General features: G+C 70.8%; 18 protein-coding genes and 2 pseudogenes. 7 read left to right on the forward strand and 13 right to left on the reverse strand.

Features of this window, described 5'->3' with window-relative positions; genetic code table 11:
- Window positions 1-5 precede the first annotated feature (5 nt).
- Genes DEW08_RS29000 through DEW08_RS29010 form a run of 3 tightly spaced genes read left to right on the forward strand, consistent with a single transcriptional unit; the run spans window position 6 to window position 1,524 of the window.
- Window positions 6-647: an RNA polymerase sigma factor gene (locus tag DEW08_RS29000; protein WP_109334174.1), complete on the forward strand. Its 642-nt coding sequence runs from the start codon at window positions 6-8 to the stop codon at window positions 645-647.
- Window positions 644-1,087, forward strand: a complete 444-nt coding sequence (locus DEW08_RS29005; RefSeq protein WP_109333939.1) for a hypothetical protein — start codon at window positions 644-646, stop codon at window positions 1,085-1,087. Before DEW08_RS29000 ends, DEW08_RS29005 begins: the two co-directional genes overlap by 4 nt.
- The gene (locus tag DEW08_RS29010) at window positions 1,084-1,524 is read left to right on the forward strand and encodes a periplasmic heavy metal sensor (RefSeq protein WP_109333941.1); all 441 of its coding nucleotides are present in this window, start codon (window positions 1,084-1,086) and stop codon (window positions 1,522-1,524) included. Before DEW08_RS29005 ends, DEW08_RS29010 begins: the two co-directional genes overlap by 4 nt.
- Here DEW08_RS29010 and DEW08_RS29015 read toward each other — a convergent pair.
- Window positions 1,521-2,558 (reverse strand): SDR family oxidoreductase, encoded by a 1,038-nt coding sequence (locus DEW08_RS29015; protein WP_109333944.1) that lies wholly within the window; start codon window positions 2,556-2,558, stop codon window positions 1,521-1,523. The genes DEW08_RS29010 and DEW08_RS29015 overlap by 4 nt on opposite strands.
- Before the next feature lie 96 nt (window positions 2,559-2,654).
- Complete coding sequence (locus DEW08_RS29020) at window positions 2,655-2,954, reverse strand: hypothetical protein (RefSeq protein ID WP_109333946.1); 300 nt, start codon at window positions 2,952-2,954, stop codon at window positions 2,655-2,657.
- A gap of 173 nt (window positions 2,955-3,127) precedes the next feature.
- On the opposite strand from DEW08_RS29020, the gene DEW08_RS29025 reads away from it, so the two are divergent.
- A complete protein-coding gene (locus DEW08_RS29025) occupies window positions 3,128-4,054 on the forward strand; it encodes a glycosyltransferase (RefSeq protein WP_109333948.1) in 927 nt (308 codons plus the stop codon).
- A 574-nt stretch (window positions 4,055-4,628) separates the two neighbouring features.
- Window positions 4,629-5,579 carry a hypothetical protein gene (locus DEW08_RS29030; protein WP_109333950.1) on the forward strand — a complete coding sequence of 317 codons (951 nt, stop codon included), beginning with the start codon at window positions 4,629-4,631 and terminating at the stop codon, window positions 5,577-5,579.
- A gap of 16 nt (window positions 5,580-5,595) precedes the next feature.
- Here the strand turns inward: DEW08_RS29030 and DEW08_RS29035 are convergent, their stop codons facing one another.
- The 3 genes and pseudogenes from DEW08_RS29035 to DEW08_RS29040 all read right to left on the reverse strand — a co-directional run bounded on the left by DEW08_RS29035 (window position 5,596) and on the right by DEW08_RS29040 (window position 10,514).
- Window positions 5,596-6,882 carry an IS4 family transposase gene (locus DEW08_RS29035; protein ID WP_342760821.1) on the reverse strand — a complete coding sequence of 429 codons (1,287 nt, stop codon included), beginning with the start codon at window positions 6,880-6,882 and terminating at the stop codon, window positions 5,596-5,598.
- Between the two features lie 2 nt (window positions 6,883-6,884).
- Window positions 6,885-7,016: pseudogene (locus tag DEW08_RS33625) on the reverse strand (IS4/Tn5 family transposase DNA-binding protein); the annotation flags it as partial.
- A 174-nt stretch (window positions 7,017-7,190) separates the two neighbouring features.
- Entirely contained in the window at window positions 7,191-10,514 is a 3,324-nt protein-coding gene (locus DEW08_RS29040) for a maltotransferase domain-containing protein (protein ID WP_109333952.1), read from the reverse strand.
- Between the two features lie 208 nt (window positions 10,515-10,722).
- On the opposite strand from DEW08_RS29040, the gene DEW08_RS29045 reads away from it, so the two are divergent.
- Window positions 10,723-11,580 (forward strand): polyphosphate kinase 2 family protein, encoded by an 858-nt coding sequence (locus DEW08_RS29045; protein WP_109333954.1) that lies wholly within the window; start codon window positions 10,723-10,725, stop codon window positions 11,578-11,580.
- Window positions 11,581-11,664: 84 nt separating this feature from the next.
- Here DEW08_RS29045 and DEW08_RS29050 read toward each other — a convergent pair whose 3' ends face one another.
- The 6 genes and pseudogenes from DEW08_RS29050 to clpB form a co-directional block, all read right to left on the reverse strand.
- A complete protein-coding gene (locus DEW08_RS29050) occupies window positions 11,665-13,089 on the reverse strand; it encodes a methyl-accepting chemotaxis protein (RefSeq protein ID WP_245987073.1) in 1,425 nt (474 codons plus the stop codon).
- On the reverse strand, window positions 13,056-13,631 hold the full coding sequence (locus DEW08_RS29055; protein WP_146214784.1) for a cache domain-containing protein: 576 nt from the start codon (window positions 13,629-13,631) through the stop codon (window positions 13,056-13,058). The genes DEW08_RS29050 and DEW08_RS29055 overlap by 34 nt, the downstream gene beginning before the upstream one ends.
- A 243-nt stretch (window positions 13,632-13,874) precedes the next feature.
- Complete coding sequence (locus DEW08_RS29060) at window positions 13,875-15,686, reverse strand: chloride channel protein (RefSeq protein ID WP_245987074.1); 1,812 nt, start codon at window positions 15,684-15,686, stop codon at window positions 13,875-13,877.
- A gap of 163 nt (window positions 15,687-15,849) precedes the next feature.
- On the reverse strand, window positions 15,850-16,269 hold the full coding sequence (locus tag DEW08_RS29065; protein ID WP_109334179.1) for a type II toxin-antitoxin system VapC family toxin: 420 nt from the start codon (window positions 16,267-16,269) through the stop codon (window positions 15,850-15,852).
- A 250-nt stretch (window positions 16,270-16,519) separates the two neighbouring features.
- On the reverse strand, window positions 16,520-17,794 hold the full coding sequence (locus tag DEW08_RS29075) for a DUF1835 domain-containing protein (protein ID WP_245987075.1): 1,275 nt from the start codon (window positions 17,792-17,794) through the stop codon (window positions 16,520-16,522).
- A 237-nt stretch (window positions 17,795-18,031) separates the two neighbouring features.
- A pseudogene (clpB, locus tag DEW08_RS29080) lies at window positions 18,032-20,709 on the reverse strand (ATP-dependent chaperone ClpB).
- A 273-nt stretch (window positions 20,710-20,982) separates the two neighbouring features.
- Here clpB and DEW08_RS29085 point away from each other — a divergent pair.
- A complete protein-coding gene (locus DEW08_RS29085) occupies window positions 20,983-22,125 on the forward strand; it encodes an MFS transporter (RefSeq protein ID WP_109333962.1) in 1,143 nt (380 codons plus the stop codon).
- A gap of 7 nt (window positions 22,126-22,132) precedes the next feature.
- Here the strand turns inward: DEW08_RS29085 and DEW08_RS29090 are convergent, their stop codons facing one another.
- A complete protein-coding gene (locus DEW08_RS29090) occupies window positions 22,133-24,418 on the reverse strand; it encodes an FkbM family methyltransferase (RefSeq protein WP_109333964.1) in 2,286 nt (761 codons plus the stop codon).
- An 85-nt stretch (window positions 24,419-24,503) separates the two neighbouring features.
- A complete protein-coding gene (locus DEW08_RS29095; RefSeq protein ID WP_109333966.1) occupies window positions 24,504-24,830 on the reverse strand; it encodes a hypothetical protein in 327 nt (108 codons plus the stop codon).
- Window positions 24,831-24,894 lie beyond the last annotated feature (64 nt).

Consider the following 24,894-nt stretch of genomic DNA (forward strand, 5'->3'; position numbering starts at 1 on the left):
CGGCGATGGCGTGGCTGTTCCCCGACCTCCGCGCGTGCATTCCCGGCCCGGCGGCGCTACCACCGTTCCATGCGCCCGCCTCCGCCTCCGCGATGACCCAGCCGGCCGACAGCGACGACGCCCTGATGGAGCGGGTGGCGGCCGGCGACGCCGACGCCTTCGCCCGGCTCGCCGCCCGCCACATGCGCCGCGCCGTCGTTCTGGCCGAGCGGCTGACCGGCAACGCCGCCGACGCCGACGAGGTGGCGCAGGAGGCCTTCCTGCGCGTCTGGCAGCATGCCGGGCGCTGGGACGGCTCGCGCGCCGCCTTCACCACCTGGTTGCACCGGATCGTCGTCAACCTCGCCATCGACCGCCGCCGCCGGCCCGGTTGGCAGCCGCTGGAGGCGGCCGGCGACCCGCCCGATCCCGGCCCCGACGCCGACGAGCGGATCGCCGAACGGCAGCAGGCGGCGGAGGTGGCCGAGGCGCTGGCCGCCCTGCCCGACCGCCAGCGGGCCGCGGTGGTGCTGTTCCATCAGGAAGGCATGAGCATGAGACGCGGGGCGGAGGTGCTGGGGCTCGGGGAAAGCGCCTTCGCCTCGCTCCTGGCACGGGCACGGGCGGCGCTGAGGGCCGCGTTGAGGACGGGAGGACGGGAGCCATGACCGAGCAGGAGTTCCTGCGCCACCTCGCCGATTACGGTGCCGATCCCGCCCGCTGGCCGGCGGAGCTGCGCGCCGCCGCCCACCAGCTGCTCGCCGGCCGGACGATCGCCGACCGCCCCGCCCTGCGCGACCTGCTCGCGGCGGAGGCCGCCTTCGACCGCCGCCTCGCCGGCGTCGTGCCGGTGGTGGACGAGGCACGCGTCCGGCATCTCGTCGCCTCGGTCACCCGGGCGGCCCGGGACACCCCCCGGGGGGCGGCGCCGGACTCGCTGCTGGTCTTCCTGCTCGGCCCCCTGCCCCGCCCGGCGGCGGCGGCTCTGGGGCTCGGGCTTCTGCTGCTGGGCTGGGTCATCGGCGCCACGGTGCCGCATGTCGGCACGACGGAGGTGGCGCTGCCGGGCGACGACGTGACCATCCTGTTCGACGGAGACGGCCGATGACCGGCAACCCGACGGGCTTGCGCGGACCGAAGCCGGGCTGGCGCCTGCTGACGCTGGCCTCGCTGGGGCTGAACCTGTTCCTGGGGGCCATGCTGGCGGCCGCCTACCAGCGCCCGCCGCCCCTGCCGATGCCCGACCGCTATGTCGAACGCGTCGCCCCGGCCCTGCCGGCGGAGGACGGACAGCGCCTGCGCCAGGCCTTCGACCGGCAGCGCCCGCGCTACGACGCGATGAGCCGCGACTACCGCGCCGCCCGCGAGAAGGTCCGTCTCCTGGCCCAGGCCGACCCGCTCGACCTGCCTGCGCTGCGCAGCGCCCTGGAGGACGCCCGCGCCAAGCGCCGCCAGTTCGGCGAGGTGACGGAGGAAACGCTGCTCTCCATCCTCCCCGACCTGCCGCCCGCCTCCCGCGCCAGGCTGGCCGGGAAGGGACTCTAGCGCCGCCCGCCGAAGGCGGTGCGCGCCAGGACGCCGAGGCCGCCGACCAGCGCCACGCCGCCGGCCAGCACCAGCCCGCGCGCCAGCCCCTCGCTGCTGGCGAGGTGCAGCGTCTTGCGCGGCTCGCCGAACCGGCCGCGCATCCGGTGCAGCCCCTCGACCGGCGTGAACAGGTTGTCGGGGCGGCCGGGGACTTCCGGCTCGTCGGTCAACTGCCCGTCCACCGCGGTCGCCGCCAGATAATGGTCCAGCGGGCCGGGCATCACCGAGTTGCCGATGATCGCCTCCATCGAGCTGGCGCCCAGCCAGTATTCCCGCCGCGGGTTCTCCGCCGCGTCGACGATGGCGCGGCCGATGTCCTCCGGCTGGTAGATGGCGCCCATCGGCCGGGCGCGGCGCGGCATGTGGCTGCGGCCCCATTCGAACTGCGGGGTGTTGACCGCCGGCAGATGCACCATCGTCACCTTCACATGGCTGCCGTCGTGGATCAGCTCGGTGCGCAGGCTGTCGACGAAGCCGCGGATGGCGTGCTTGGCGCCGCTGTAGGCCGCCTGCAGCGGGATGGCGCGATAGGCGACGGCCGAGCCCACCTGCACGATCACCCCGTGGTCGCGCGGCTGCATGTGGCGCAGCGCCGCCTGGATGCCGTGGACGGAGCCGAGATAGGTCACCTCGGTCACCCGCCGCAGCTCCTCCGGCGTCAGGTCGCCGACCCGGCCGAAGACCGTCACCATGGCGGCGTTGACCCAGACGTCGACCGGGTCGAACTCGCGCTCCACCCGGTCGGCGGCGGCCGACACCGCGTCGGCGTCCGCCACGTCCAGCGGCAGGACCACGGCGCTGCCGCCCAGCCGCTCGACCTCCGCCTTCACCTCCTCCAGCGCGCCGCGGGACCGGGCCATCAGCCCGAACCGCGCCCCCCGCCAGCGCGCCGCGAAGGCCAGCACGGTGGCGCGGCCGACGCCGGCGGAGGCGCCGGTCACGCAGACGACGGGGGGACGGTTGTAGGGGCGGGAACCATGGGGGCCGGACATGGCGGGGCGATCTCCTGACGCGGGTCTCGGCACCGGCCGGGCTTCCGGACCGGGCGCCTCCACCCCAACGACCCGGGCGGGCGGGGAGTTCCCGCCTCAGGCCCCGGCGCGCAGGCGGCGCGGCCCCCGCCGTCCCCGCGGGGCGAAGCGGCCGCGCTGTTCGGCGGCGATGCTCAGCGCCTCGTGCGCGATTCGGCGGCGGTAGTCGCCGTCGAGGCGCGAGAACATGCCGAAGGCGATCTTCACGGTGTCGGGGGTCGGGCTCCGCGCCGCCTCGCGCAGCGCGTTGCGCAGCATGCGCAGGTCGAGCAGCCCCGGCACGCAGGCGCGGTCCACCGCCTCCGCCAGGATCTCGATCGAGCACAAGGCCGCCTCGTCGTCGGGCCGAATCTGCATCCCCCGGCCGGTCCTCCGCCTCCGTTGATTTCCGTGACTGACTTTCTACCGGTCCGCGAGGACAACCGCCAGAGCTTCGGTACGCCGCTTGACATACCACCAACGGGGATCCACCCTCGCCGGGCCCGCCTTCCCCCGCCTTGCGCCTTTCCGTTTTCCCGGTGATTCCCTCCATGGCCCAGCCCGGTTCCTTCATCATCGTCACCGGTGGCGATTCCCGCTACTGCCCGCTGATCCGGGAACTGGTGGCCTCGCTGCGCGCCCTGCGGCCGGCGGCGGCCTGTCCGATCGGGATCATCGACGCCGGCCTGACCGACGAGCAGCGGGCGGAGCTGAAGGGCCAGGGCCTGGCCGTGGTCACGCCGCCCTGGCCGGTGGAGATCCCGGCGCACCGGCTGCGCAACCGCATCCACCTCAAGGCCAACCTCGCCAAGCTGCACCTGCCCACCTATTTCCCCGGCTACGAGACCGTCATCTGGATCGACGCCGACGCCTGGGTGCAGGACTGGGAGGCGGTGGAACTGCTGCGCCGCGGCGCGGCGACCGGCCGCTTCGCCATCGTCGCCCAGTTCGGCCGCTTTTCGGAGACGGAGCTGCGGCTCGACTGGCTGTTCGGCCGCTTCGCCCGCGTGCGCTCCATCCTGTTCAAGAACGCCAGCCGTGCCGGCCTGTCCGGTGCGGAGTGCCGGGCGCTGGCGACCCGCCCGACGCTGAACGCCGGCGCCTATGCGCTGAGGGCCGACGCGCCGCACTGGGAGGCCTTCCAGCGCTGGCAGAAGCGGGTGCTGGTCAAGGGCCGCCTCTTCACCTCCGACCAGCTCGCCATGGCCGGCGCCATCTACCTCGACAAGCTGCCGGTCGAGCTGCTGCCGGAATGGTGCAACTACATCGGCCCCTGGCGCTTCGACTCCGAAAAGCGGGAACTGGTGGAGTACTACCTGCCCAACCGCCGCCTCGGCATCGTCCACCTCGCCGGCGAGGACGCCATGCGCGCCGACCCGGCCGTGCTGCGCCCGGTGCTGGACATGGACGACCGCGAGCACAGGCTGAGCCTGCGCTATCCGGCCTGGGCGGACCAGCCGGAGCCGGTGGAGGCATAGCCTCCACCCGTACGCCGGCAACGCCCGGCCCGACAGATCCGCATACCGATCCGCAAAACTCCGACCGGCCGCGAAGGGCTCGCGGCCGGTTCGTCGTGCTTTGTCTTACATCGCTTCCATAACGGCAAAAGAAAAACCAGGATCCCATCCGCGGATCCCGAGAATACCCATATAGATACATATGCATGATCTGCGTTTCAACAGAATAACCAGTTCATGCGATGGTATGGATAATATAATCGGATTGGTGGAAATCAGTTTCTTTTCGCTTCCATGATGCGATTGACTGTGAGTTGCGTACTCTGCAATAAAATTTCTCGTAAGCAGAAACGAAACCTCGCAGGAAAAGGGATTTCCTTCCTCCAACGGAGCGGGGAAGTCTCGAAAAGCGCCGGCAGGCGGGCTGGGCGACGGCCGATACCACTTGCATCCCAGGGAAAGCGGCACGGTTTCCGCATCGCAGTCTGCGGCATTCACTGCCCTGGCCGCGATGCCGCTCAGCAGCCGTCTTTGAAAAACACCGCGATCACTTCGAATCCCGAGACCATTACCGCGAGAATCAGGAGAAATGACTATGGCCGGAACCCTTTATCAGATTCACCAGGATGGCTCCATCTGGTCCTACGGCGGCACGCCGATGACGAGCTGGCTGCAAATCGACAACAACCCCAAGACCGTCGCCATCACGTCCGACAGCACGACCGGCGCGCTCTACCAGATGCACAATGACGGCACCATCTGGCGCTTGGACGGCAAGCCGGCCGCCGCCTGGACGATGCTCGACAACAACCCGCAGGCCGCGGCCATCACCGCCGGCGGCGGCAAGCTCTACGAGCTGCACCGCGACGGCAGCCTCTGGCTCTATCAGGGAACGCCGGTCACCGGCTGGCTCCAGATCGACAACAACCCCCGGACCATCGGCATCCTGGCCGACGGCAACGCGCTCTATCAGGCGCACGACGACGGCTCCATCTGGTCCTACGGCGGCACGCCGATGACGAGCTGGCTCCAGATCGACGACAATCCCAAGACGCGGGCGATCGCCGGCGGACACGGCACCCTCTGCCAGCTCCACTCCGACGGCAGCATCTGGCTCTACCAGGGGACACCGGTCACCGGCTGGCTCCAGATCGACGACAATCCCAAGAGCGTCGGCATCATGGTCGACCAGTCCAGCGGGCAGATCTACCAGCTCCACGACGACGGCAGCATCTGGCGCTACGACGGCACGCCGATCACCGGCTGGACCATGCTCGACAACAACCCGCAGGCCGCGGCCATCGCCGCCGGCGGCGGCAAGCTCTACGAGCTGCATCGCGACGGCAGCATCTGGCTCTACCAGGGGACGCCGGTCACCGGCTGGCTCCAGATCGACAACAATCCCAAGAGCGTCGCCATCACCGTGACGCGCTTCGTCGCCAAGCCCGCCGTCCAGCAGGATCCGGTCAACGAGACGCTGCGCGAAGCGGCCATCCACATCCTCGGCGACATTCTCATCGACGCCGCCGAGGCCGTGCTGGTGTAAGGGCGCGCCGGACCTGCTAATTACCCACATCGTCGAGAGTGAGGGTGGCGCCGAGAACGATATCGGTCAGGCGCGTCATGCCGCGCCATAGGACCCTGTCGCCGGGTGGCGGGTCCCCCGCGCGGGCGAGCCAGCCGCCGAGCCTTGCGATCTTCCGCACGTAGCTGGCCAAATCTCGAATACGGGGCTGGTTGGAGCCGCGGTCGGGAACCACGCGATCGAGGACCGCGGTTTCGATTCCGGTCAAGGCGACACCCGGTTCGGCATCCGGCACCACCCGGTTCATCATCCGCAACCAGAAGACGCGCCAGCCCACGATGCACAGGACAGCAATCAGCTTCACCAGGCGCTCAGCCGTCCGGAGCCGCGCTGCCTCCACTTTGCACCCCGACTTCATAATCTTGTGGAATTCCTCCACGCGCCACCGCATAGCGTACCAGCGCAGCTTCTCCACAGCAGAGGCGGTGTCGGTGACTGGCAGGTCGGTGGCAATCTTCCAGTCGATGCGTGGGCGGTTCTCGGGTTGATCTGGTTCCCGGGCGTACAAGATTGTCAGGTCGAGGGCAGGATAGCGCTTTTCCTTCCCGATCGGTGGCCGGACGTGCAGGGTGGCGTAGGTGAGTTCGACTTCCGCGGTTTCGGTTCGCCCGCCGGCGTCCCGGACCTCGATGCGGTGCCGACCGCCCACCGCCACCTCGTCCATCAAGCGGGCGACCGTCGTGGTGCCGTCACCCGCGAGCCGGTCGACACACGTCCGAACCAGGAAGTGGGTTCCGAGATCCCGCGCGAGACAGAAGAACTCGTAAATATCGTTCTCACGATCGCCGATGTAGACGCAGCGGGCCGGATCCCCGAACAGCTCGGCCGTCCGCCGCATGTTGTCCAGCCAGCGGACACTTTCCTTCCCATCGATCGGGACCCGCGTCGGATTGATGTGCCTTTTGAGGGCGGCGGTTCCTTTGAATTTCTTGCGGGTCCAGAATTTGACCGCACCCAGGCCAAGCGGCAGCCCGTCCGTTGTGACCACCAGGCTGGAGTGCATCAGCAGCCCGCAGGCGGTGTACGGGCGCACGCCCCCCTGCCGCTCATTGCTGCCGTTGCCTTTGTAGGTCCAGCCGACCCGGTCGGGACGCTCGCGCTCGAAGGAGAACTCGGTGGTGTCCTGGATGACCAGGATGGTGCCGCGCGTGGCGGCAACCCGACGGCGCGTTGCTTCGACGTGGCCCCCAGGATGTCGCCCTCGCCGACACGGCTGTTGGCGAAGAACCGGTAGGCCGCCTTGGTGTTGGCCCAGTCCTGGCAGGCAAAGGGAATGCTCTCTCCCATGTTATCCGCCAGTTGCCCGAGCAATCCGTGGAGCCGCCGGTTCAGGCGCTGGTCCAGCAACTGGCAACTGGCAAGTTCATCGTCGATCCAGGTTCTTGACGCATCGGCCATCGGTACCTCCAGCACCTCTTTCCGATGCCAACAGCCGGAGGCTCGACACGGCCAAGACCACCGCGCCGTCTACTGCACGACCTTCGACGATGTGGGTAATTAACAGGCGCCGGACGCCGCCGCGCCTCGGGCGGCGTCCGGCCGCGGCGCTCACCACCGCCGCAGCGACGCTCGCTATGCCCCCGGCCGCAGGATCCGCCAGATCGCGGCCGGGTTCTGCTGCGGGTCGAGCCAGACCTGCTGGTACTTGCCGATCCAGGTGAAGCGGTGGCCGGTGAACAGGTCCTCCACCTGGACATGCGCCCCGTCGGGCAGGCCCAGCTCCCACAGCGGCACCTCGATCGTCCCGCCGCGGACATTGTGCGGGTCGAGGTTCACGGCGATCAGGATGACGTTGTCCTTCGTCTCGGTCATCTTGCCGTAGAGCAGGATGTTGTCGTCGTGCGCCGTGTGGAAGGTCAGGTTGGTGAAGCGGTGCAGCGCCGGATTCTCCCGCCGGATGCGGTTGATCCGCGTGACATAGTCGCGGATGTTGCCGGGCTGGTCCCAGTTCCAGTGCCGCACCTCGTACTTCTCGGAGTGGTTGTACTCCTCCTTGCCGGGGAAGGGATCGGCCTCGCACACCAGATAGGGCGCGTAGAGCCCGTAGACGCCGCCCAGCGTCGCCGCCAGCACCGCGCGCATCATGTGCGCCGGCCGGCCGCCATGGACCAGGATCGGCGGCAGGATGTCCGGCGTGTTGGCGAAGAAGTTGGGGCGCATGTACTCCTTCGACGGCCCCTGCGTCAGCTCGGTCAGATACTCGGTCAGCTCCTGCTTGGTGTTGCGCCAGGTGAAGTAGCTGTAGGACTGGGTGTAGCCGACCTTGGCCAGCCGGCTCATCAGCTTCGGCCGGGTGAAGGCCTCGGCCAGGAAGATGGCGTCGGGATAGCGGTCCTGCACCTCGCGGATCAGCCACTCCCAGAAGGGGAAGGGCTTGGTGTGCGGGTTGTCGACGCGGAAGGTCCGCACCCCCTCGCGGCACCACAGCAGGACCACGTCGCGCAGCGCGTACCACAGGTCCGGATAGGACTCGCGGTAGAAGCTGACGTTGACGATGTCCTGGTACTTCTTCGGCGGATTCTCGGCATAGCGGATGGTGCCGTCGGGCCGCCAGTAGAACCACTCCGGATGCTCCCTGATCCAGGGATGGTCCGGCGAGCACTGGACGGCGAAGTCCAGCGCGATCTCGATCCCGTGGCGCTTCGCCTCGCGGATCAGGCGGCGGAAGCTCTCGAAATCGCCGATCTCCGGCGCGATGGCGTCATGCCCGCCCTCCTCCGCGCCGATGGCGTAGGGCACGCCGGGATCGTCCGGCCCGGGGTTCAGCGTGTTGTTCCTCCCCTTGCGGAAGCTGCGGCCGATCGGGTGGATCGGCGGGAAGTACAGCACGTCGAATCCCATGTCGCGCACCATCGGCAGCAGGCCGATGACGTCGTCGAAGGTCCCCGGCCGCGACGGGTCGGGCGAGGCGGAGCGCGGGAAGATCTCGAACCAGGCGGCGAAGGCGCCGGCGGTGCGGTCGACATAGACCTGCAGGTCGCGGCCGTAGCGCGACAGGTACTGCCGCTCGCCGTGCCGCTCCATCACCCGGCGCGGGTGCTCCGACAGGGCATAGTCGATCAGCTCGCGCCCGCGCAGCGTCATCATGCGGTCGATCACCGCCTGCAGGCTGCCGCGCGCCTCGTCCGTGGCGGCGAGCTCCAGGGCGCGCTCGACGAACCGGCGGCCCTCGATCAGCTCCAGATCCACCACCAGCCCGGCATCGACCTTCTTGCGGAAATCGACGCGCCAGCTCTCCCACACGTCGCGCCAGCCCAGCACGGTGTAGAGGTAGCGGGTGTTGCGCGTCAGCGGCACCCGGCCGATCCAGCGGTCGTTGTCGAAGTAGGACATGCGCACCTCGTGCCAGTCCGGCTCGTCGACCGCCTTGTAGAGCACGGCGGCCGACAGCTCGAAATGGCCGTCGGTGAAGATGTCGGCCCAGACCTCCAGCAGGTCGCCGACCACCCGCTTGATGGGGAAGCGGCCGCCCTCGACCTCCGGATAGACCGCCTCGATGGCGACGCGGCCGGCGGCGAGGTCGTCCATCCAGGCCCGCTCCTCCACGTCGTGCAGTTCGACGGGACGGGCCTGCGCCGGCCGGCCGCGGAACAGCCGCATCTCCAGCGGGCGCAGGGTCAGCGGCCGGCCCGGCTCGAAGGGCTGCGGCATGCTGTCGGGGGTGACGTCCTCGAAATCCTCGAACCGGCCGCCGGTCTCGGCCAGCAGCGGGCCGGGGTCGATGGGATGGCTGCGCGACTCGTCCGGGTTCAGCAGCAGGATGGAACAGCCGTCCGGCCCGTCCGGATCCGCCCCGTCCACCGTGCGCAGCAGCCCCAGCACCGGCCCCTGCGGCGAGGTCATGCGGCGCTGCGGCCCCTCGACGTTCAGCGCCGGCGTGGCGGCCTTCATGGCGTTGACGTGACCGATGAAGCCGGTCAGGTCCAGCTTCGGCTGCTCCCAGTCCTCCGGCCGGGTGTTCACCACGTCCAGCTTGCGGGTGAAGCCGTATTCGAACCCCACGGGCATCATCACGCCGGTGGAGAAGCTGGCGGCGAACAGGTAGTGCATCTTGAGCTGGGCGGCCAGCCGCTCGGTGTCCTGGCTGCCGACCTCGGCCGCCAGACGGTCGGTGTCGTGGCTCTCCGGAAAGGCGACGGTCGGCGCGATCCAGCGATAGGCCTCATACTGGTCGAGCAGCCAGTCCGCCTTGAAGTCCCACCATTTGGCGCTGTTGAACAGGAAGTCGAAGCCGGCCCCGCGCAGGTCGCGCACCTGCTCCATGGTGCAGCCCAGCGTCTCGGCGAAGAACTTCACCTCCGGATCGGCGGCGCGGGCGGCGTCGATCAGGCTGCGCCACACCTCCGCCGGCACCTGATAGGCGGCGTCGCAGCGGAAGCCCTTCACCCCCAGCCCGATATGGTGGCGCAGGTAGCGCGTCCAGTACTCCACCAGCCCGGCGCGCGCCTCGGCGCGGCCATAGTCCAGCTCGGCGAGGTCGCCCCAGACGGTGACGCGCGTGGCGTCCACCGGATCGACGGCGCGCGGGCTGTAGAGCTCTCCCCGGGCGTCGCGCCGGTACCAGTCGGGGTGCTCCGCCACCAGCAGCGCGTCCCTGGCGGTGTGGTTGATGACGAGATCCATCATCACCGACTGGCCGTGGCGCGCCGCCGCCGCGACGAAACCGCGCAGCAGCTCCGCGGGGCTTTCGGGCGATCCGCCCTGCAGGATGTCGTGCAGCCGGTAGGGGTCCTTCACCGCATAGAGGCTGCCGGAGAAGCCCGGATAATGGATCGGGTTCAGGAAGATCCAGTCGAACCCCATGCCGCCGATGCGGGGCAGGTGCTGCGCCCAGTCGCGCACGGGCCCGGCCAGAGTCGGGAACAGATTGTAGATTCGGGGTCCGGCGGTCGGCATGGGTGTGGTTCTCCGTCGGCATGGGGCAACGGCTTGCGCGTTCGGCCGTTGACAGTCCGGACCCACCCATGTGGGATCGTTGAACGGGAAGGTCACGGAACTGCAACCGGCACCGGACGGGCCGCCACGCGCTCAACCCGCGGCACCGGCGAAGGTTCCCCGGCCGCCTGCCCGCCACCCCCGCCCCCTGCGACCGAAGGACCCGCGCATGGCCGAGAAGAACGGCTCCGACAAGACCGGCAAACCGAAGAAGATCCGGCTGGACAAGCTGGACATGGCCGACGCCCGAATCGACTCGGCGGAGGAGTACGACCGCCGCCTGGGCAAGCTGCAGAAGGAGCTTCTGCACATCCAGCAGACCTACTGGCACGAGAAGCGCCGCGCCGTCCTGGTGTTCGAGGGCTGGGACGCCGGCGGCAAGGGCGGCGCCATCCGCCGGCTGACCGAACCGCTCGACCCCCGCGGCTTCCACGTCTGGCCGATCTCCGCCCCCACCGCCGAGGAGCAGGGCAAGCACTATCTCTACCGCTTCTGGACCAAGCTGCCGGCCCGCGGCACCTTCGCCATCTTCGACCGCTCCTGGTACGGCCGCGTCCTGGTGGAGCGGGTGGAGAAGCTGGCGACCAGGGAGCAGTGGAAGCGCGCCTACGACGAGATCAACGAGTTCGAGCGGCTGCTGACCGACGACGGCGTGCGGATCATCAAGATCTTCATGCACATCACCGCCGAGGAGCAGCTCAACCGCTTCCGCGAGCGCCTGACCAACCCCTACAAGCGCTGGAAGCTGACCGAGGAGGACCTGCGCAACCGGGCGCGCTGGGACGATTACGTGAAGGCGACGGAGGACATGTTCGACCACACCTCCACCGAGCGGGCGCCCTGGCACGCCATCCCCGCCAACTCGAAATGGTACGCCCGCCTGCGCGTGCTGGAGATCGTGACCAAGGCCCTGAAGGAGGGCGTCAACATCGCCCCGCCTCCCATGGACCAGGACGTCGCCCGCAGCGCCGCCGAGCTGCTGGGCGTCCACATCAGCCAGGTCATGGCGCCGGCCAAGGCGGGGTAGGCGGGGCTGGACGGGGCGGCGGCGGGGCGGCGGCCCACGGTTCGTCCGCCGCCCCGCCCCGCAAGGTCTCGCGGGCCCGGACGGTCAGCCGGCGCGCACGCCCGCCAGGAAATGCCCGACCTCGGTCTTCAGGGTGTCGGCCTGGACCGAGAGCTGCCGGACCGTCTGCAGCACCTCGCCGGCGACCGTGTTGCTTTCGTCGGCGGCGGCGTTGACGCCGGCGATGCTGTTGGCGACCTCCTGGGTGCCGAGCGCCGCCTGCTGGACATTGCGGCTGATCTCGCGCGTCGCCGCCCCCTGCTCCTCGACCGCCGAGGCGATGGAGGTGGCGGCCTCGTCGATGGCGGTGATGATGCGGCCGATCTGCTTGATCTGCTGCACCGCGTCGCCGGTCGCCGACTGGATGGCGGCGACCTGGGCGGCGATCTCCTCGGTGGCCTTGGCCGTCTGGTTGGCCAGCGCCTTGACCTCCTGCGCCACGACGGCGAAGCCCTTGCCCGCCTCGCCGGCGCGGGCCGCCTCGATGGTGGCGTTCAGCGCCAGCAGATTGGTCTGGCTGGCGATGGAGTTGATCAGCTCGACCACCGCGCCGATCCGCTCGACCGCCGTGGCGAGGCCCTCGACCTTGCCGTTGGCCTGCTCGGCCACCACCACCGCCTCGTTGGCGATCCGCGAGGATTCGCCGACCCGGCGGCTGATCTCGCCGATGGAGCTGGACAGCTCCTCGGTGGCGGCGGCCACCGTCTGCACGTTCGCCGAGGTCTGCTCGGTCGCCGCGACCACCGTTCCGGCAAGCTGGCCGGTGCGGTCGGCGACCCGCGCCATCTCCTGGGCCCGGCGCTCCATGTCCTTGGACTCGGTGGCGACCGCGTGGATGACGCCGCCGACCGTCTCCTCGAAGCCGTCGGCGAGGAGGAGCATGGACTTGCGCTTCTCCTCCTCGGCGCGGGCCTTCAGCGCCTCCTGCTCGGCGGCGAGCCGCCGGTGTTCGGCCATGTTGCGCTTGAAGACCAGCAGCGTTTCCGCCATGGCGCCGATCTCGTCCGACCGCTCCTGCCCGGGGATGTCCCCCTCCATGTCGCCGTCGGCGAGCCGGCGCATCGCCCCGGTGATCTGCGTCACCGGCCGCGCGACGAGGCGGTAGATCAGCACGCCGAGCGCCGCCAGCAGCAGCACGATCACCCCGCCGACCGACAGGATCAGCGTACGCCGGAAATCGTCCAGCGGCGCCATGACCGTCGCGCGGTCCAGCGTGATGCCGACATACCACCTGGCCGAGGTCAGCCCGGTGATGGGGAAGAAGCTGGTCATCGTGTCGCCGTCGCCGGCGGTCCGCCCGGCGCGCGCCGGGTCGAAGCCGCCGTCCAGCGCCTTCAGGACCTTGGACTGGTCGGGATGGACCAGGACCGTTCCCTCGGAGTCCACCAGGAAGGCATAGCCGTTGCCGTCCAGCGCCATGCCGTGGAGGAAGTCGTTCACCCGCGACAGGTCGAGGTCGGCGCCGGCCACCCCGCCACACCGCCCGCCATATCGCCGGCACCGGCGACCGGCCGCGCGATGGTGAGGGTCAGCTTGCCGGACGAGGCGCTGATGTAGGGCTTGGTCAGCACGAGCCGCTTCTCGGCGACGGCGCTCTCGTACCAGCCGCGTTTGCGCGGATCGTACCCCTCCGGCATCCTGGCGCTCGGCTCGCGGATGAAGGCACCGTCCTGGCGGCCGAAATAGACCGGGGAGAAGCTGTCGGTCAGCGCCTTGGACCGCAGCAGCCGCTCGACGCCGGCATCCGCGCCGGTGCTCTGGATCGCGTCGGCAAGACCGTCGAGAAGTCGCTGCCGGCCGTCGAGCCAGGTCGCGATGCTGATCGCCGCCGACTGGCCGACCAGCCGCACCTGCGACTCCACGCCCTGCAGAAGGGTCCGCTGCGCGATCGACGCGCTGAAGGCGGCCAGGGCGCCGATGCCGACGATCATCAGCAGCGACGCGGCGATCAGGATTCTGTAAACGAACTTCGTTCTTTTCCGACCAACGGATTCGGTCGAGACACCCATCATCTCACCCTCCAACCGCTCGTAAGCGGCAATAACCCTATTCGCTATGTCCCAGCCTTTTCCCGCCCTACCAGGACAGCCGGCTGGAGTTATTTCCACAGATACTTTGATTTCGAATTAATATTTTGTGTCATCGAAATTGCACGACCCTGCCGGTCAGCGGCTTCATGCCGCAGCCGGGCGCAGTCAATGATTGAAGCGATGATTACTGCGCACCAGGGCAAGGATGCCCATCAAGACGGGAAACTACCCCCGTCCCCACAACCCTTGTTCGCCGAGGTCGGCGCTGCGCTGCTTCTCCAGGGCCTGGCTGTAGCGGCGCAGCGCAAAGGACTCGGTGACGTAGCCGACGATCCGCCGGTCGCCGGGGGCGGCGAGGACGGGCAGCGCCTCCACCTCCGCCTCGCAGAACCGCTGCAGCACGGTGCGGGCGTCGTCGCCCGGCAGCAGGGCGTGGCCGGCATGGCGGGCGAGATCGGCGGCGGTGGTCTCCGCCGCCTCGTCGTCCAGCGTCGGGTCGTGCACCACCGCCATGTCGATCAGCCCGGCGTAGCGGCCCTGGTCGTCCACCGCGAAGACCAGCTTGGCCGAGCCCAGCGGATAGAGCCGCCGCAGCGCCTCCACCGACTGGCTCTGCAGGACCGTCTTGGCGTCGCTGCGCATCAGCCGCAGCGCCGTCAGCTCCGCCAGCCAGCCGATGTCGTAGGCGCCGCGGATCGGCACGCCGCGCAGATGGAACCGCCAGGTCGCGAAGGAATAGCCGAAGGCCTCGCGCACCACGATGGTGGACACGACGACCCCGATCAGCACACCGGACGCCGCCCACAGGTCCTGCGTCGTCTCCAGCACCAGCAGCACCATGGTCACCGGCGCGCCGACGACGCCGGCGGCGACCGCCCCCATGCCGACCAGCAGCAGCAGGCCGCGGTCGATCCCCAGCCCCGGCAGAACGCCGTCCAGCAGGGCGCCCAGCAGCCCGCCGAACAGTCCGCCGAGGAACAGGGAGGCGCTGAACAGCCCGCCGCGGAAGCCGGAGCCGAGCGACAGGGCCGAGGCCAGGATCTTCGCCCCCAGCGTGATCGCCAGCAGCGCCGCCCCGCCGGCCAGCTCCGGCGGCACCGCGCCCGGCCCGCTGCCCTGCACCGCCGGCACCGCCAGGGCCAGCCCGCCGACCCCCAGCCCGCCGACCGCCGGCCCCAGCCAGCGCGGGACCGCCAGCAGACGGAAGGCCCGCTCGGCCAGGGTCACCGCCTGCATCGCCAGGATGCTGAGCCAGCCGGCGAGGAAGCCGACGGCGCCGCACAGCACATAGTCCCAGCCGGCGACCGCCACCGGCCGGCCGATCGCCAGCGGCGTCTCCATGTCCGACAACAGGCCGGACAGGGCGACCGCCGCCACCGCCGCCGCCCCGACCGGAGCGAGGTTGGCGAGCGTATAGCCGCCCAGCACCAGCTCGAACGCATAGAAGGCGCCGGCCAGCGGCGTGTGATAGGCCGCGGCGATCGCCGCCGCCGCCCCGCAGCCGACCAGCGTGCGCAGGTCCGACCGGCGCAGGTGCAGCCTCTGTCCGATGGTGGAGGCGAGCCCGGCCCCCGCCTGGGTATAGGCCGCCTCCATGCCGACCGAGGCGCCGCAGCCGTTGGACAGCGCCGTGGTCAGGGTCAGCCGCAGGCTGTCGATCATCGACATCTTGCCGCCGTAGAGCGCGTTCGCCTCCACCGCATCGACGATGTCGCGGTTGTGCCAGCGGCGCAGCAGCATCGCCACCACCCCGACCAGCAGCCCGCCGAGCACCGGGACCAGCAGGGTCCGCATCGGGTCGATGGTGACCGACCCCAGCCGCCGCCCCTCCGGCACGCCGAAGGCGATCTGCTGGACGAGCAGCACCCCCTCGTGCAGCAGGGCGACCGCCAGCCCGATGACGCCGCCGATCGCCGCCGACAGCAGCACGATGGCGAGCGCGCTGTCGCGCACGCTGCGGCGCAGCGCGGTCGTCGTGGTGGCGGCGGGTTCGGGGCAGTCCGGCAGGACGCGGCCACTCGCAGCAGCCCCGCTCATGGGCGTCGCATCGTCGGGCATGACTGGGGAAACTGGCTCCATCCGCCCGGGGATCAACTCCCCCGTTGGAGGGAGGGGTGCTTGCCGTCATCGGTCATGCCGGCATTTTTCCGGTTTTACCAACACGGCAGCGTGCCATCCTCGACCGTGACCTGCCCCGCGGTCATTCGATCCAGGGGTCGATCACCGTCACGTCGCAGTCCTGGAAATCCGCCACGTTCCGCGTCGCGACGGCGCCGCCGCGCGACCGGGCGATGGCGGCGATCTGCGCGTCGAAGGTTCCGGTCGGGCGCCCGGCACGGCGCCGGCCTGCGGCAACCAGCGCGAACGCCTCTGCTGCCGCGCCGTCGAACGGCAGCACGCGACCAGCAAAATCCTCTGCGAACATCTGCCCCGCGGCGGCCAGAAGGTCACTGCGCCGTGTGCCATCCGGCAGCAACGCCAAGCCATAGAGGATTTCCGCCTGGGTAACGGCGGTGATGTACAGGCCGGCGACCGGCTGGCCGGCGATCCACCGGACCACAGCGGCCGACGGGCTCGGCCGCATCAGCTCGGACAGGACGTTGGTGTCCAGGATGACCATGGCCGGAACCATGATTCACTCGAAGGCGGGCGGGGCCCGCAACGATTCGCGCGGCGCCTCCGGCACATCGACGCCACCGAAGCGCTGGAAGCGGCGCCCGATCGCCTCCGCCATGTTCGCCGCCGGTTCCGGCTGCCCGGCCAGGGCGTCGCGTCGTCGGGCATGATGGGGAAACCGCCTCCGTCCGCGCGGGGCCCAACGCCCCCGTTGGAGGGAGGGGGTGCCCGTCCGCCTCCCGGACCTGCCCGCCTCACCGACGCACCGGCATTCCGGAGCGGTCGTCCCACCGCCAGCACGGCTCCTGTGTCCGGAGTTGGACACCGCCCACCCAGCGCTCCCCGGGACCGCAGGCCAGCCAGTCCGCCCGGCCGTCCAGCAGCGCCAGCCCGGCCGCGGTCAGCGACAGGCGCCGCTGCGGCCAGGGCTCCTCCGGACCGGCAACGGCGAGCGCCGGTCGCGCCGCCCCGGCCAGGGCATCGACCTCGGCGAGGAACATCACGTCCCCCATCCAGGGCAGAGGCTCCCGTTCCCGCATCAGGCGGCCGAAGCTCCGGCCGATGGTCGCTTCCCCCTCGTCCCGGACGATCTCCAGGGTCAGCCGTTGGGTCAGCGACAGCCCGTCCCGCGTCCAGGGAAGCTCCTGCAAATGCCGATGCAGCGCGTTGGGGAGGTCCGGCAGATCCGCCGTCCCTTGTGCCGCGAGAGCGGCGAGTTCCCTCGGGTCCGGCCGCCGCAGCGCCTCCCAGCAGCGCCGGCCGAACGATACCGCCTCCGCCCCCAGCCGGCGGCGCGCCGCCCACAGCAGCCGCAGCGCCTCCGGCGGCAGTTGGCCGAGCCCGATGAAACGGGCCGCGCCGGGAAACCGGTTGGCCGACACCAGTTCCAGGAGCCTGGGCATCCCATGCTCCGCGAAGGCCGCGAGACAGCGGACGAGGACGAGCTGGTCGAAGCTGTCATGCTCGACCCAGATCACCACGCGGTCATACCCGGCGGCCCGGGTCAGCCCCTCCTCCTCCGCCGCCAGCTTCGCGGCGACCGACGCCTCGTCCAACGCCATCGCAGCGCCGTAGGCGTCCAGGATGAACCGGGTGCGCCGGACGAGCAGATCCGGCCCCTGCGGCACCGGTCCCTGACAGAACGGGTTGGAGTATTCCAGGAATTCGCCGGCGAAGCCCGCCTCGCGCAGGACGGGCCGGATGTCGGAGCCGCAGCGGATATGCAGGGTCTGCCGGTGCCCGTCGGGAGCGGCGGATCGCCCGATGGCGTCGCGCACCCGGTCCATCGCCGCGACATGCTCCTTCAGCCGGGGCCAGCTCGCACAGCCGAGCTCCCGCGCGATGACGAGCTGCGCGTCGGCCAGCCGGATCCCGTCCGGTGGCGGCAGCGCCGGATGATGGCGCGCCGCCCGCGCGGCCGCCTCCATGCTTCCGTCGCGCAGCGCGCGGCAGAGTTCCTTCGCCCGCTTCCTCTGCTGGTCGAAATCCAGGCGGAACGGCGTCGCCGGCCGGCCGGTGGGCTCGGTCATGGGGATCCCCTTTTCAGTCGCGTCCGTGTCCGCCGGCAGACAGAAAAGGGCAACCGGATGAAGGCTCTGGATGCTGATGGTTGCGGGCGCAGCCCTTTCCGCGGACGGGGCGGGTCCAACCTGACCCGTCGCCAGGGTTCCACGCCCCCCGCCGCCCTGTCAAGCAGCCCCGCCCGGACGAAAAATGGCGGCGGAGGGTCTCCCCTCCGCCGCCGTTTCGTCTTCTTGCTCCGGGTCTCAGTGGACCGAGGCTTCGCGGCCGGAGGACGCCGTGCTGCCGGTCAGCGCAAAGCCGAGCGGCGGGCGTTCCGGCGCCTTGAAGCCGTGCGGGCGGTCCTCCTCGATCACCCGGCCGTCCAGCGCCAGACGGCCGTCCACCACCGACAGGGTCAGGGTGGAGCCCAGCGGCTGGTCCTCGTCCAGCAGACGCTCGGCGATCGGATCCTCGACCAGCCCCTGCACGGCCCGCTTCAGCGGACGCGCGCCGAAGGCGGGATCCCAGCCCAGCTCGGCCAGCCGGCGGCGCGCCGCCTCGTCGGCCTCCAGCGTCAGGCCGCGCTCGGCCAGCCGCTCGTTGACGCGGGCGAGCTGGATGTCGACGATCCGGGCCATCTGCCGGCGGCCCAGCCGGCGGAAGATCAGCACGTCGTCCAGCCGGTTCAGGAACTCCGGCCGGAAGGCGCGGCGCACCGCGTCCATCACCTCGACGGTGGCCCCGCCCAGATCCTCGTCGTCGCCCACCGCGCCCAGCGCCTCGGCACCGAGGTTGGAGGTCATGATCAGGATGGCGTGGCGGAAGTCGGCGGTGCGTCCCTGCCCGTCGGTCAGCCGCCCGTCGTCGAGCGCCTGCAGCAGCACGTTCAGCACGTCCGGATGGGCCTTCTCCACCTCGTCCAGCAGGACGACCTGGTAGGGCCGGCGCCGGATCCGCTCGGCCAGCGAGCCGCCGTCGTCATAGCCGACATAGCCCGGAGGCGACCCGATCATGCGGCTGACCGTGTGCTTCTCCATGTACTCCGACATGTCGAGCCGGGTGATCGCCGTCTCGTCGTCGAACAGGAAGGCGGCCAGCGCCTTCGCCAGCTCCGTCTTGCCGACGCCGGTCGGCCCGAGGAACAGGAAGGAGCCGGTCGGGCGGTTCGGGTCCTTCAGCCCGGCCCGCGCCCGGCGGACCGCCTTGGACACGGCGCGCACCGCATCCTCCTGGCCGACCACGCGGGCCGACAGCGTCTCCTCCATGCCCTTCAGCCGCTGGCGTTCGCCCTCCAGCATGCGGTCGACCGGAATCCCGGTCCAGCGGGTGACCACGGCGGCGATGTCCTTGGCGGTCACCTCCTCCCGCTCGGTGCTGGCGCGGGACTCGGCCTCGGCCAGCCGCTTCTCCAGGTCGGGGATGACGCCGTAGGCCAGCTCGCCGGCCCTGGCCCAGTCGCCGTCGCGCTGCGCGCGCTCCAGCTTCGTGCGGGCCTGGTCCAGCTCCTCCTTCAGGCGCCGGCCCTCGGTCCGGCGCGACTGCGAGGCGCGCCACTCCTCCTCCATGGAAGCCTGGCGGGCCTCCGCCTCGGCAAGCTCGTCCTCCAGCTTGACCAGGCGCTCCCTGGAGGCGGCGTCCGGCTCGGCCTTCAGCGCCTCGCGCTCGATCTTGAGCTGGGCGACCCGGCGGTCCACCGCGTCCAGCGCCTCGGGCTTGCTGTCGATCGCCATGCGCAGGCGGCTCGCCGCCTCGTCCACCAGGTCGATCGCCTTGTCGGGCAGCCGGCGGTCGGGATGTAGCGGTCGGACAGCGTCACCGCCGCGACCACCGCCGCGTCGGCGATGCGCACGCCGTGGTGCACCTCGTACTTGCCCTTGATGCCGCGCAGGATCGAGACGGCGTCCTCCTGCGACGGCTCGTCGACGTTGACCGGCTGGAAGCGGCGGGCCAGCGCCGCGTCCTTCTCGATGTACTTGCGGTACTCGTCCGGCGTCGTGGCGCCGACGCAGCGCAGCTCGCCGCGGGCGAGCGCCGGCTTCAGCATGTTGGCGGCGTCCATCGCGCCGTCGGTGCGCCCGGCGCCGATCAGCGTGTGCAGCTCGTCGATGAACAGGATGATGCGCCCGTTGGCGGCCTGCACCTCGGCCAGCACGGCCTTCAGCCGCTCCTCGAACTCGCCGCGGAACTTGGCCCCGGCCAGCAGCGCCGTGAGGTCGAGCGCCAGCACCCGGCGGTCCTTCAGCCCCTCCGGCACGTCGCCGGAGGCCAGCCGCTGGGCCAGCCCCTCCACCACGGCGGTCTTGCCGACGCCGGGGTCGCCGATCAGCACCGGGTTGTTCTTGGTGCGGCGGGCCAGCACCTGGATGGTGCGGCGGATCTCGTCGTCGCGGCCGATGACGGGGTCGAGCCGGCCCTGCCGGGCCTCCTCCGTCAGGTCGCGGGTGTATTTCGCCAGCGCCTCGCCGCCGCCTTCCTCGCCGGTCGCCGCGTCGTTGGGATGCTCGCGGTGCTCGGCCTCGATGGCATCGGCCAGGGCGGACGGCTCGACGCCGGCCTTGTGGAACAGGGCGCGCAGCGGGCCGGACTGGCCGGCCAGGCTCTCCAGCAGCCGTTCGGCGGTGACGAAGCGGTCGCCGGCGGCCCGCGCGGCCTCGACGGCACCCTGCAGGACGGCGGCGAGCGCCGGGGACATGTAGAGCGGCTGCGGCCCCTCGCCGGTCTGGCGCGGGACGCGGGTCAGCGCGGTATCGGCCGCGGATTTCAGAAGCTCGGGATCGCCGCCGGTGTCGCGGACCAGACGGGCGGCGGTGCCGCTCGGCTCGTCGATCAGCGCCTTCAGCAGATGCTCGGGCAGAAGCTGCTGGTGGCGCCCCGCCAGGGCGGCCATCTGCGCGGCCTGGATCACGCCGCGCGCACGATCGGTGAATTGACCGAAGTCCATAAGGCACTCCGCTATGGTGTCCCGCCCGTCGGTCGGCGCGGGAGGGCGCCGGAGCGGCCCGCGGGATGCGCAGCCTTCGTCGCCTCGATGAAGCAAATAGTTAACGCCCCATCCCCGATCAAGAGGGGCCGGTCAGGAGGGGGCCGGCCCCGCGGAACGCGACCGCCCGACGCCCCTGCATGACAGCCATGGCGACGGGAAACTGATACATTACTTCTGCCGTCCGCTAGGCTTTTCCCCCTTCATCTCCCCCACCGCCGGTACCGCCCGCCCATGCCGCTTCTCCTGATCCTCGGCCTCGCCGGCTTTGCGAGCGCCTTCTCCCTGCGCACGACCGACCCGATGCTGACGGTGCTGGCGGCGGACCTGCAGGTGTCGGTGCGGCAGGCGGCGCTGCTGGCCTCCGCCTACACGCTGCCTTACGCGCTGATGCAGATCGTGCTGGGGCCGGTCGGCGACGCCATCGGCAAGTCGCGGATGATCCGGCTGGCGCTGGCGGTCCAGGCGGGTGGCCTCGCCCTGTCGGCGCTGGCCGTCGACTACGGCACGCTGATGGCGGCGCGGGTGATGGCCGGGGCCTTCGCCGGCGGCATCATCCCGGTCTCGCTGGCCCTGATCGGCGACAAGGTCCCCTATACCGAGCGGCAGGTGGCGATCAGCCGCTTCCTGCTGTCGGTGATCCTCGGCCAGCTCGCCGGCTCCGTCGTGACGGGCGCGCTGGTCGAGGCGGCGGGCTGGCGGGCCGTCTTCTGGCTGGCGACCGGGCTCAGCGCCGCCGCCTGCCTGTCGGCCGTCGTCGCCCTGCGCCGGGAGCGGGAGCCGCGCGGCCCGCTGTCGCTGGCCGACGCCCGCGGCCGCTACGCGACGGTTCTGGGCAACCCGGCCTCCTGCGTCGTCTTCGCCACGGTGGCGGCGGAAGGGCTGCTGATCTTCGGAGTCTTCCCCTTCGTCGCCCCGCTGCTGGAGACCCATGGCGGCGCCGGCGCCTTCGAGGCCGGACTGACCATCGCCGCCTTCGCCATCGGCGGCGTCCTGTTCAGCGCCACGGTGCGCCGCCTGATGACGCGGCTGAACACGGCGGGCATGATGACGGTCGGCGGCCTGCTGGCCGGGGGCGCCTTCCTGCCGATCGCCGCCCCGATCCCCTGGCCGGCGGTCAGCGCCGCCTTCCTGGTGGCCGGCTTCGGCTTCTACATGCTGCACAGCACGATGCAGACCCAGGCGACGGAGCTCGCCCCGACGGCGCGCGGCTCGACGCTGGCGCTGTTCTCCGCCTCCTTCTTCATCGGCCAGGGCATCGGCCCGGCGCTTTACGGCCTCGTCACCGCCGAATTCGGCTTCCCGCCGCTGTTCCTGGCGGTCGGCCTGCTGACCATGCTGCTCGGCCTCGCCGGGGCGCGGCTGCTGCGGGTGTGAAGGCCGGTCAGCGGCGGGCGAAGGCCAGGCCGGCAGCCCGCACCAGTGCTTCCGCCGCCGCCGCGTCCCGCCGCGTCGCCCAGCGGTTGAGCGAGCTCATCCCCTCCGCCGGCAGGAAGCGCGCGGTCTCCTCGACCCGCAGCGCCTCGTCGTCGATGGCGTGGAAGCGGTAGCCGAGCGGTCGCAGGATCGCATCCACCCGGCCGGCCGCCTCCTCGTCCAGGCATTCGATCAGCAGGTCGGGGCCGCAGCGCTCCAGCAGCCCGGCCATGCCGGACAGCACCTGCGCCTCCGCCCCCTCCACGTCGATCTTCACCAGATCCACCGCCGCCTCGCCGGACAGCTTCAGCAGGTCGTCGCCGGTGACGCCCGGAACGATGTCCTCCGCCACCCCCTCGGCCGGCCGGTGCCGGACGATGGAGGCGCCGGAGGTCAGGAACTCCCGTACATCCGTCCGGCGCACCGTCACCTCGCCCGGACGGTCCAGCACGGCGGCATGCACCGCCTGGGCGCGGTCGCAGCCGTTGGCCTCCAGGTTCTTCTTCAGCCGCGCCAGATTGGCCGGAACCGGCTCCACCGCGACGATGCGCGCCGCGGGGGCCGCCCGCGCCGCCGTCAGGGCATAGAGGCCGGTATAGGCGCCGATGTCGAAGACGACGCGCGCCTCGACGGCCAGGTGCTGCCACAGCCGGATCGAGGCCGGCTCGTAGCTGCCGCGCCAGCCGAGGCTCATGCAGACGAGGTCGTCATTGTCGTCGAACAGGACGATCGGCTCGCCGATGGTCGGCTCGATCTCCAGGAAGCCATGAAAGGGGAACTGCCGGCTGATGGTGACGAGACTGCCGGCATCGGTCGCGCCGAAGCCGCGCTGCCAGGTCCGCGTATCCAGCGTCGCCGCGTTGCGCGCCGCGACGGCCGCGTCTCCGTCGGGATCGAGGCCGTGCGCCCGCCGCGCCTTCTCCAGAACCTGCTCGACCGATGCCCGCCAGTCGCCGCCGCTGCCCGACCGCGGCCCGGTGGAATGCTGGCCGCGGCGGTTCAGGAACAGCGGGGTCGGAATCTTGACGCAGCGCGCGCTGCCCCAGACCCGCAGGTAGTAGTCGAAATCCTCCCCGACATCCAACGTCTCGTCGAACGGGGTCGCCAACGCGACGGAGGTGCGCACGAAATGCCCCATCTGCAGCGTGACATAGGGGTCGTGCAGCAGCAGGTCCTCCAGCGTCTCGATGCGGGGAAGCTGGGGCAGGCGGATGCGGCCGGTCACCGTCTCCTGGCCGGGCTGGTCGTCGACGCTCTCCAGGATCAGCCCCCACACCGCGTCGGCCCGGTCCATGTGCGGGGCCATCTGCTGGAAGGCCTGCGGCGTCATCAGGTCGTCGGCGTCCAGGAAGAACAGCCAGTCGGCCCCGCGGGCGGCCGCCTCGCGCACCCCTTCGTTGCGCGCCGCCGAGCGTCCCTTGCTGCCGGCGGTGTCGTCGATCACCACGCAGTCGAAGTCGGTGAAGGGGCCGGGATCGGTCTGCGCCGCGGCCATGATGGAGTTGATCGCCTGCCGGGACTGCGCCTCGTGACCCGGGCCGACCGGGATCACCACCGCGCATTTCGCCCTCGCCACCGGCTCCGGCGCCCGGCGGAACAGGGTCGATCCGATGCGGAAGAACCCCGCTTCGGTGAATTCCCGCTGCAGCCGCTGCTCGGTGTACTTGTTGCAGTGCATGCCGCGCGTCTCGGGGAAGAGATCGCTGGCCGACGGCATGACGTACTCGAAATTCTGCGCGATGTAGTCCTCGTCCACCGCATAGAACGGCGTGTTGACGATCAGGTAGCCCCCGGGCCGCAGCGCGGCGTACAGGCGGGGGAGCAGGGCATGCACCTCCGACTGCGGGATGTGCTCGATCACGTCGAGCATCAGGATCGCGTCGAAGGCGCGCTCGAAGCCCTGCGAGGCCATGAACTGCAGCGCGTCGTCACAGTGGACCGACCAGCGTTCGGCCGGAAAGCTCTTCAGCGTCTCGCGCGCCAGGGCGTGGGCGGCGTCCGAGAAATCGACGCCGACATAGCGCGCCGCCTTGCCGGTCGACAGCAGGTAGCGCGCGGATTCGGCGCGGCCATAGCCGATTTCCAGCACATGGGCGTTGGTCAGCGGGAACTGGTCGATCAGCCTGCGGTGGATGGCGGAGATGCCGCCGACCTCCCATTCCTCGGCGCCGACCGCACCATAGTGCAGCCGTTTTCCCGTCGCGTCGCGGCCGGTGAAGTACTCGCGGGTGTAGAGATCTTTCGCGAATCCCATGTCGGGTCCCCGGTCGCAGCGTCGATCGCCCATCGATACGCGCAGCCGGGGTGGAGAGGCAAGGGCTCCGCTACCGCACGGCGCCTCACAGCGCCGGCCCGGCGGGCGGTTCCGTCAGCCAGCGTTCGGCGAGCGCGCGCAGGCGGGCGGTCTGCTGGCGCTGGCGGCGGCTCGACCACAGGTAGGCGCCCCAGGTCAGGGCCGTGATGACCAGCCAGGCCACCACCAGATAACGGGCGTCGGCCCCCGCCATCCACAACACCAGCTCGACCAGCGCCACCACCGCCACCAGCGCCCAGCACAGCGCGCGGCTGCGGCGGAAGGCGGCCTCGTCGCTCTGCTCGAACTCCTCGGCAAGGGCGCGGATCTCCAGCCCGGCCTCGCGGCGGGCTTCGGTGGCGGCTGTCAGCATGGGGGTCCTCCCTCGGCGTCACTGGGTCCGGGGACAGAACACGGCAAAGCGCCGCCCGGCTCAA

It is taken from the genome of Azospirillum thermophilum (assembly GCF_003130795.1).
Taxonomy (GTDB): Bacteria; Pseudomonadota; Alphaproteobacteria; order Azospirillales; family Azospirillaceae; genus Azospirillum; species Azospirillum thermophilum.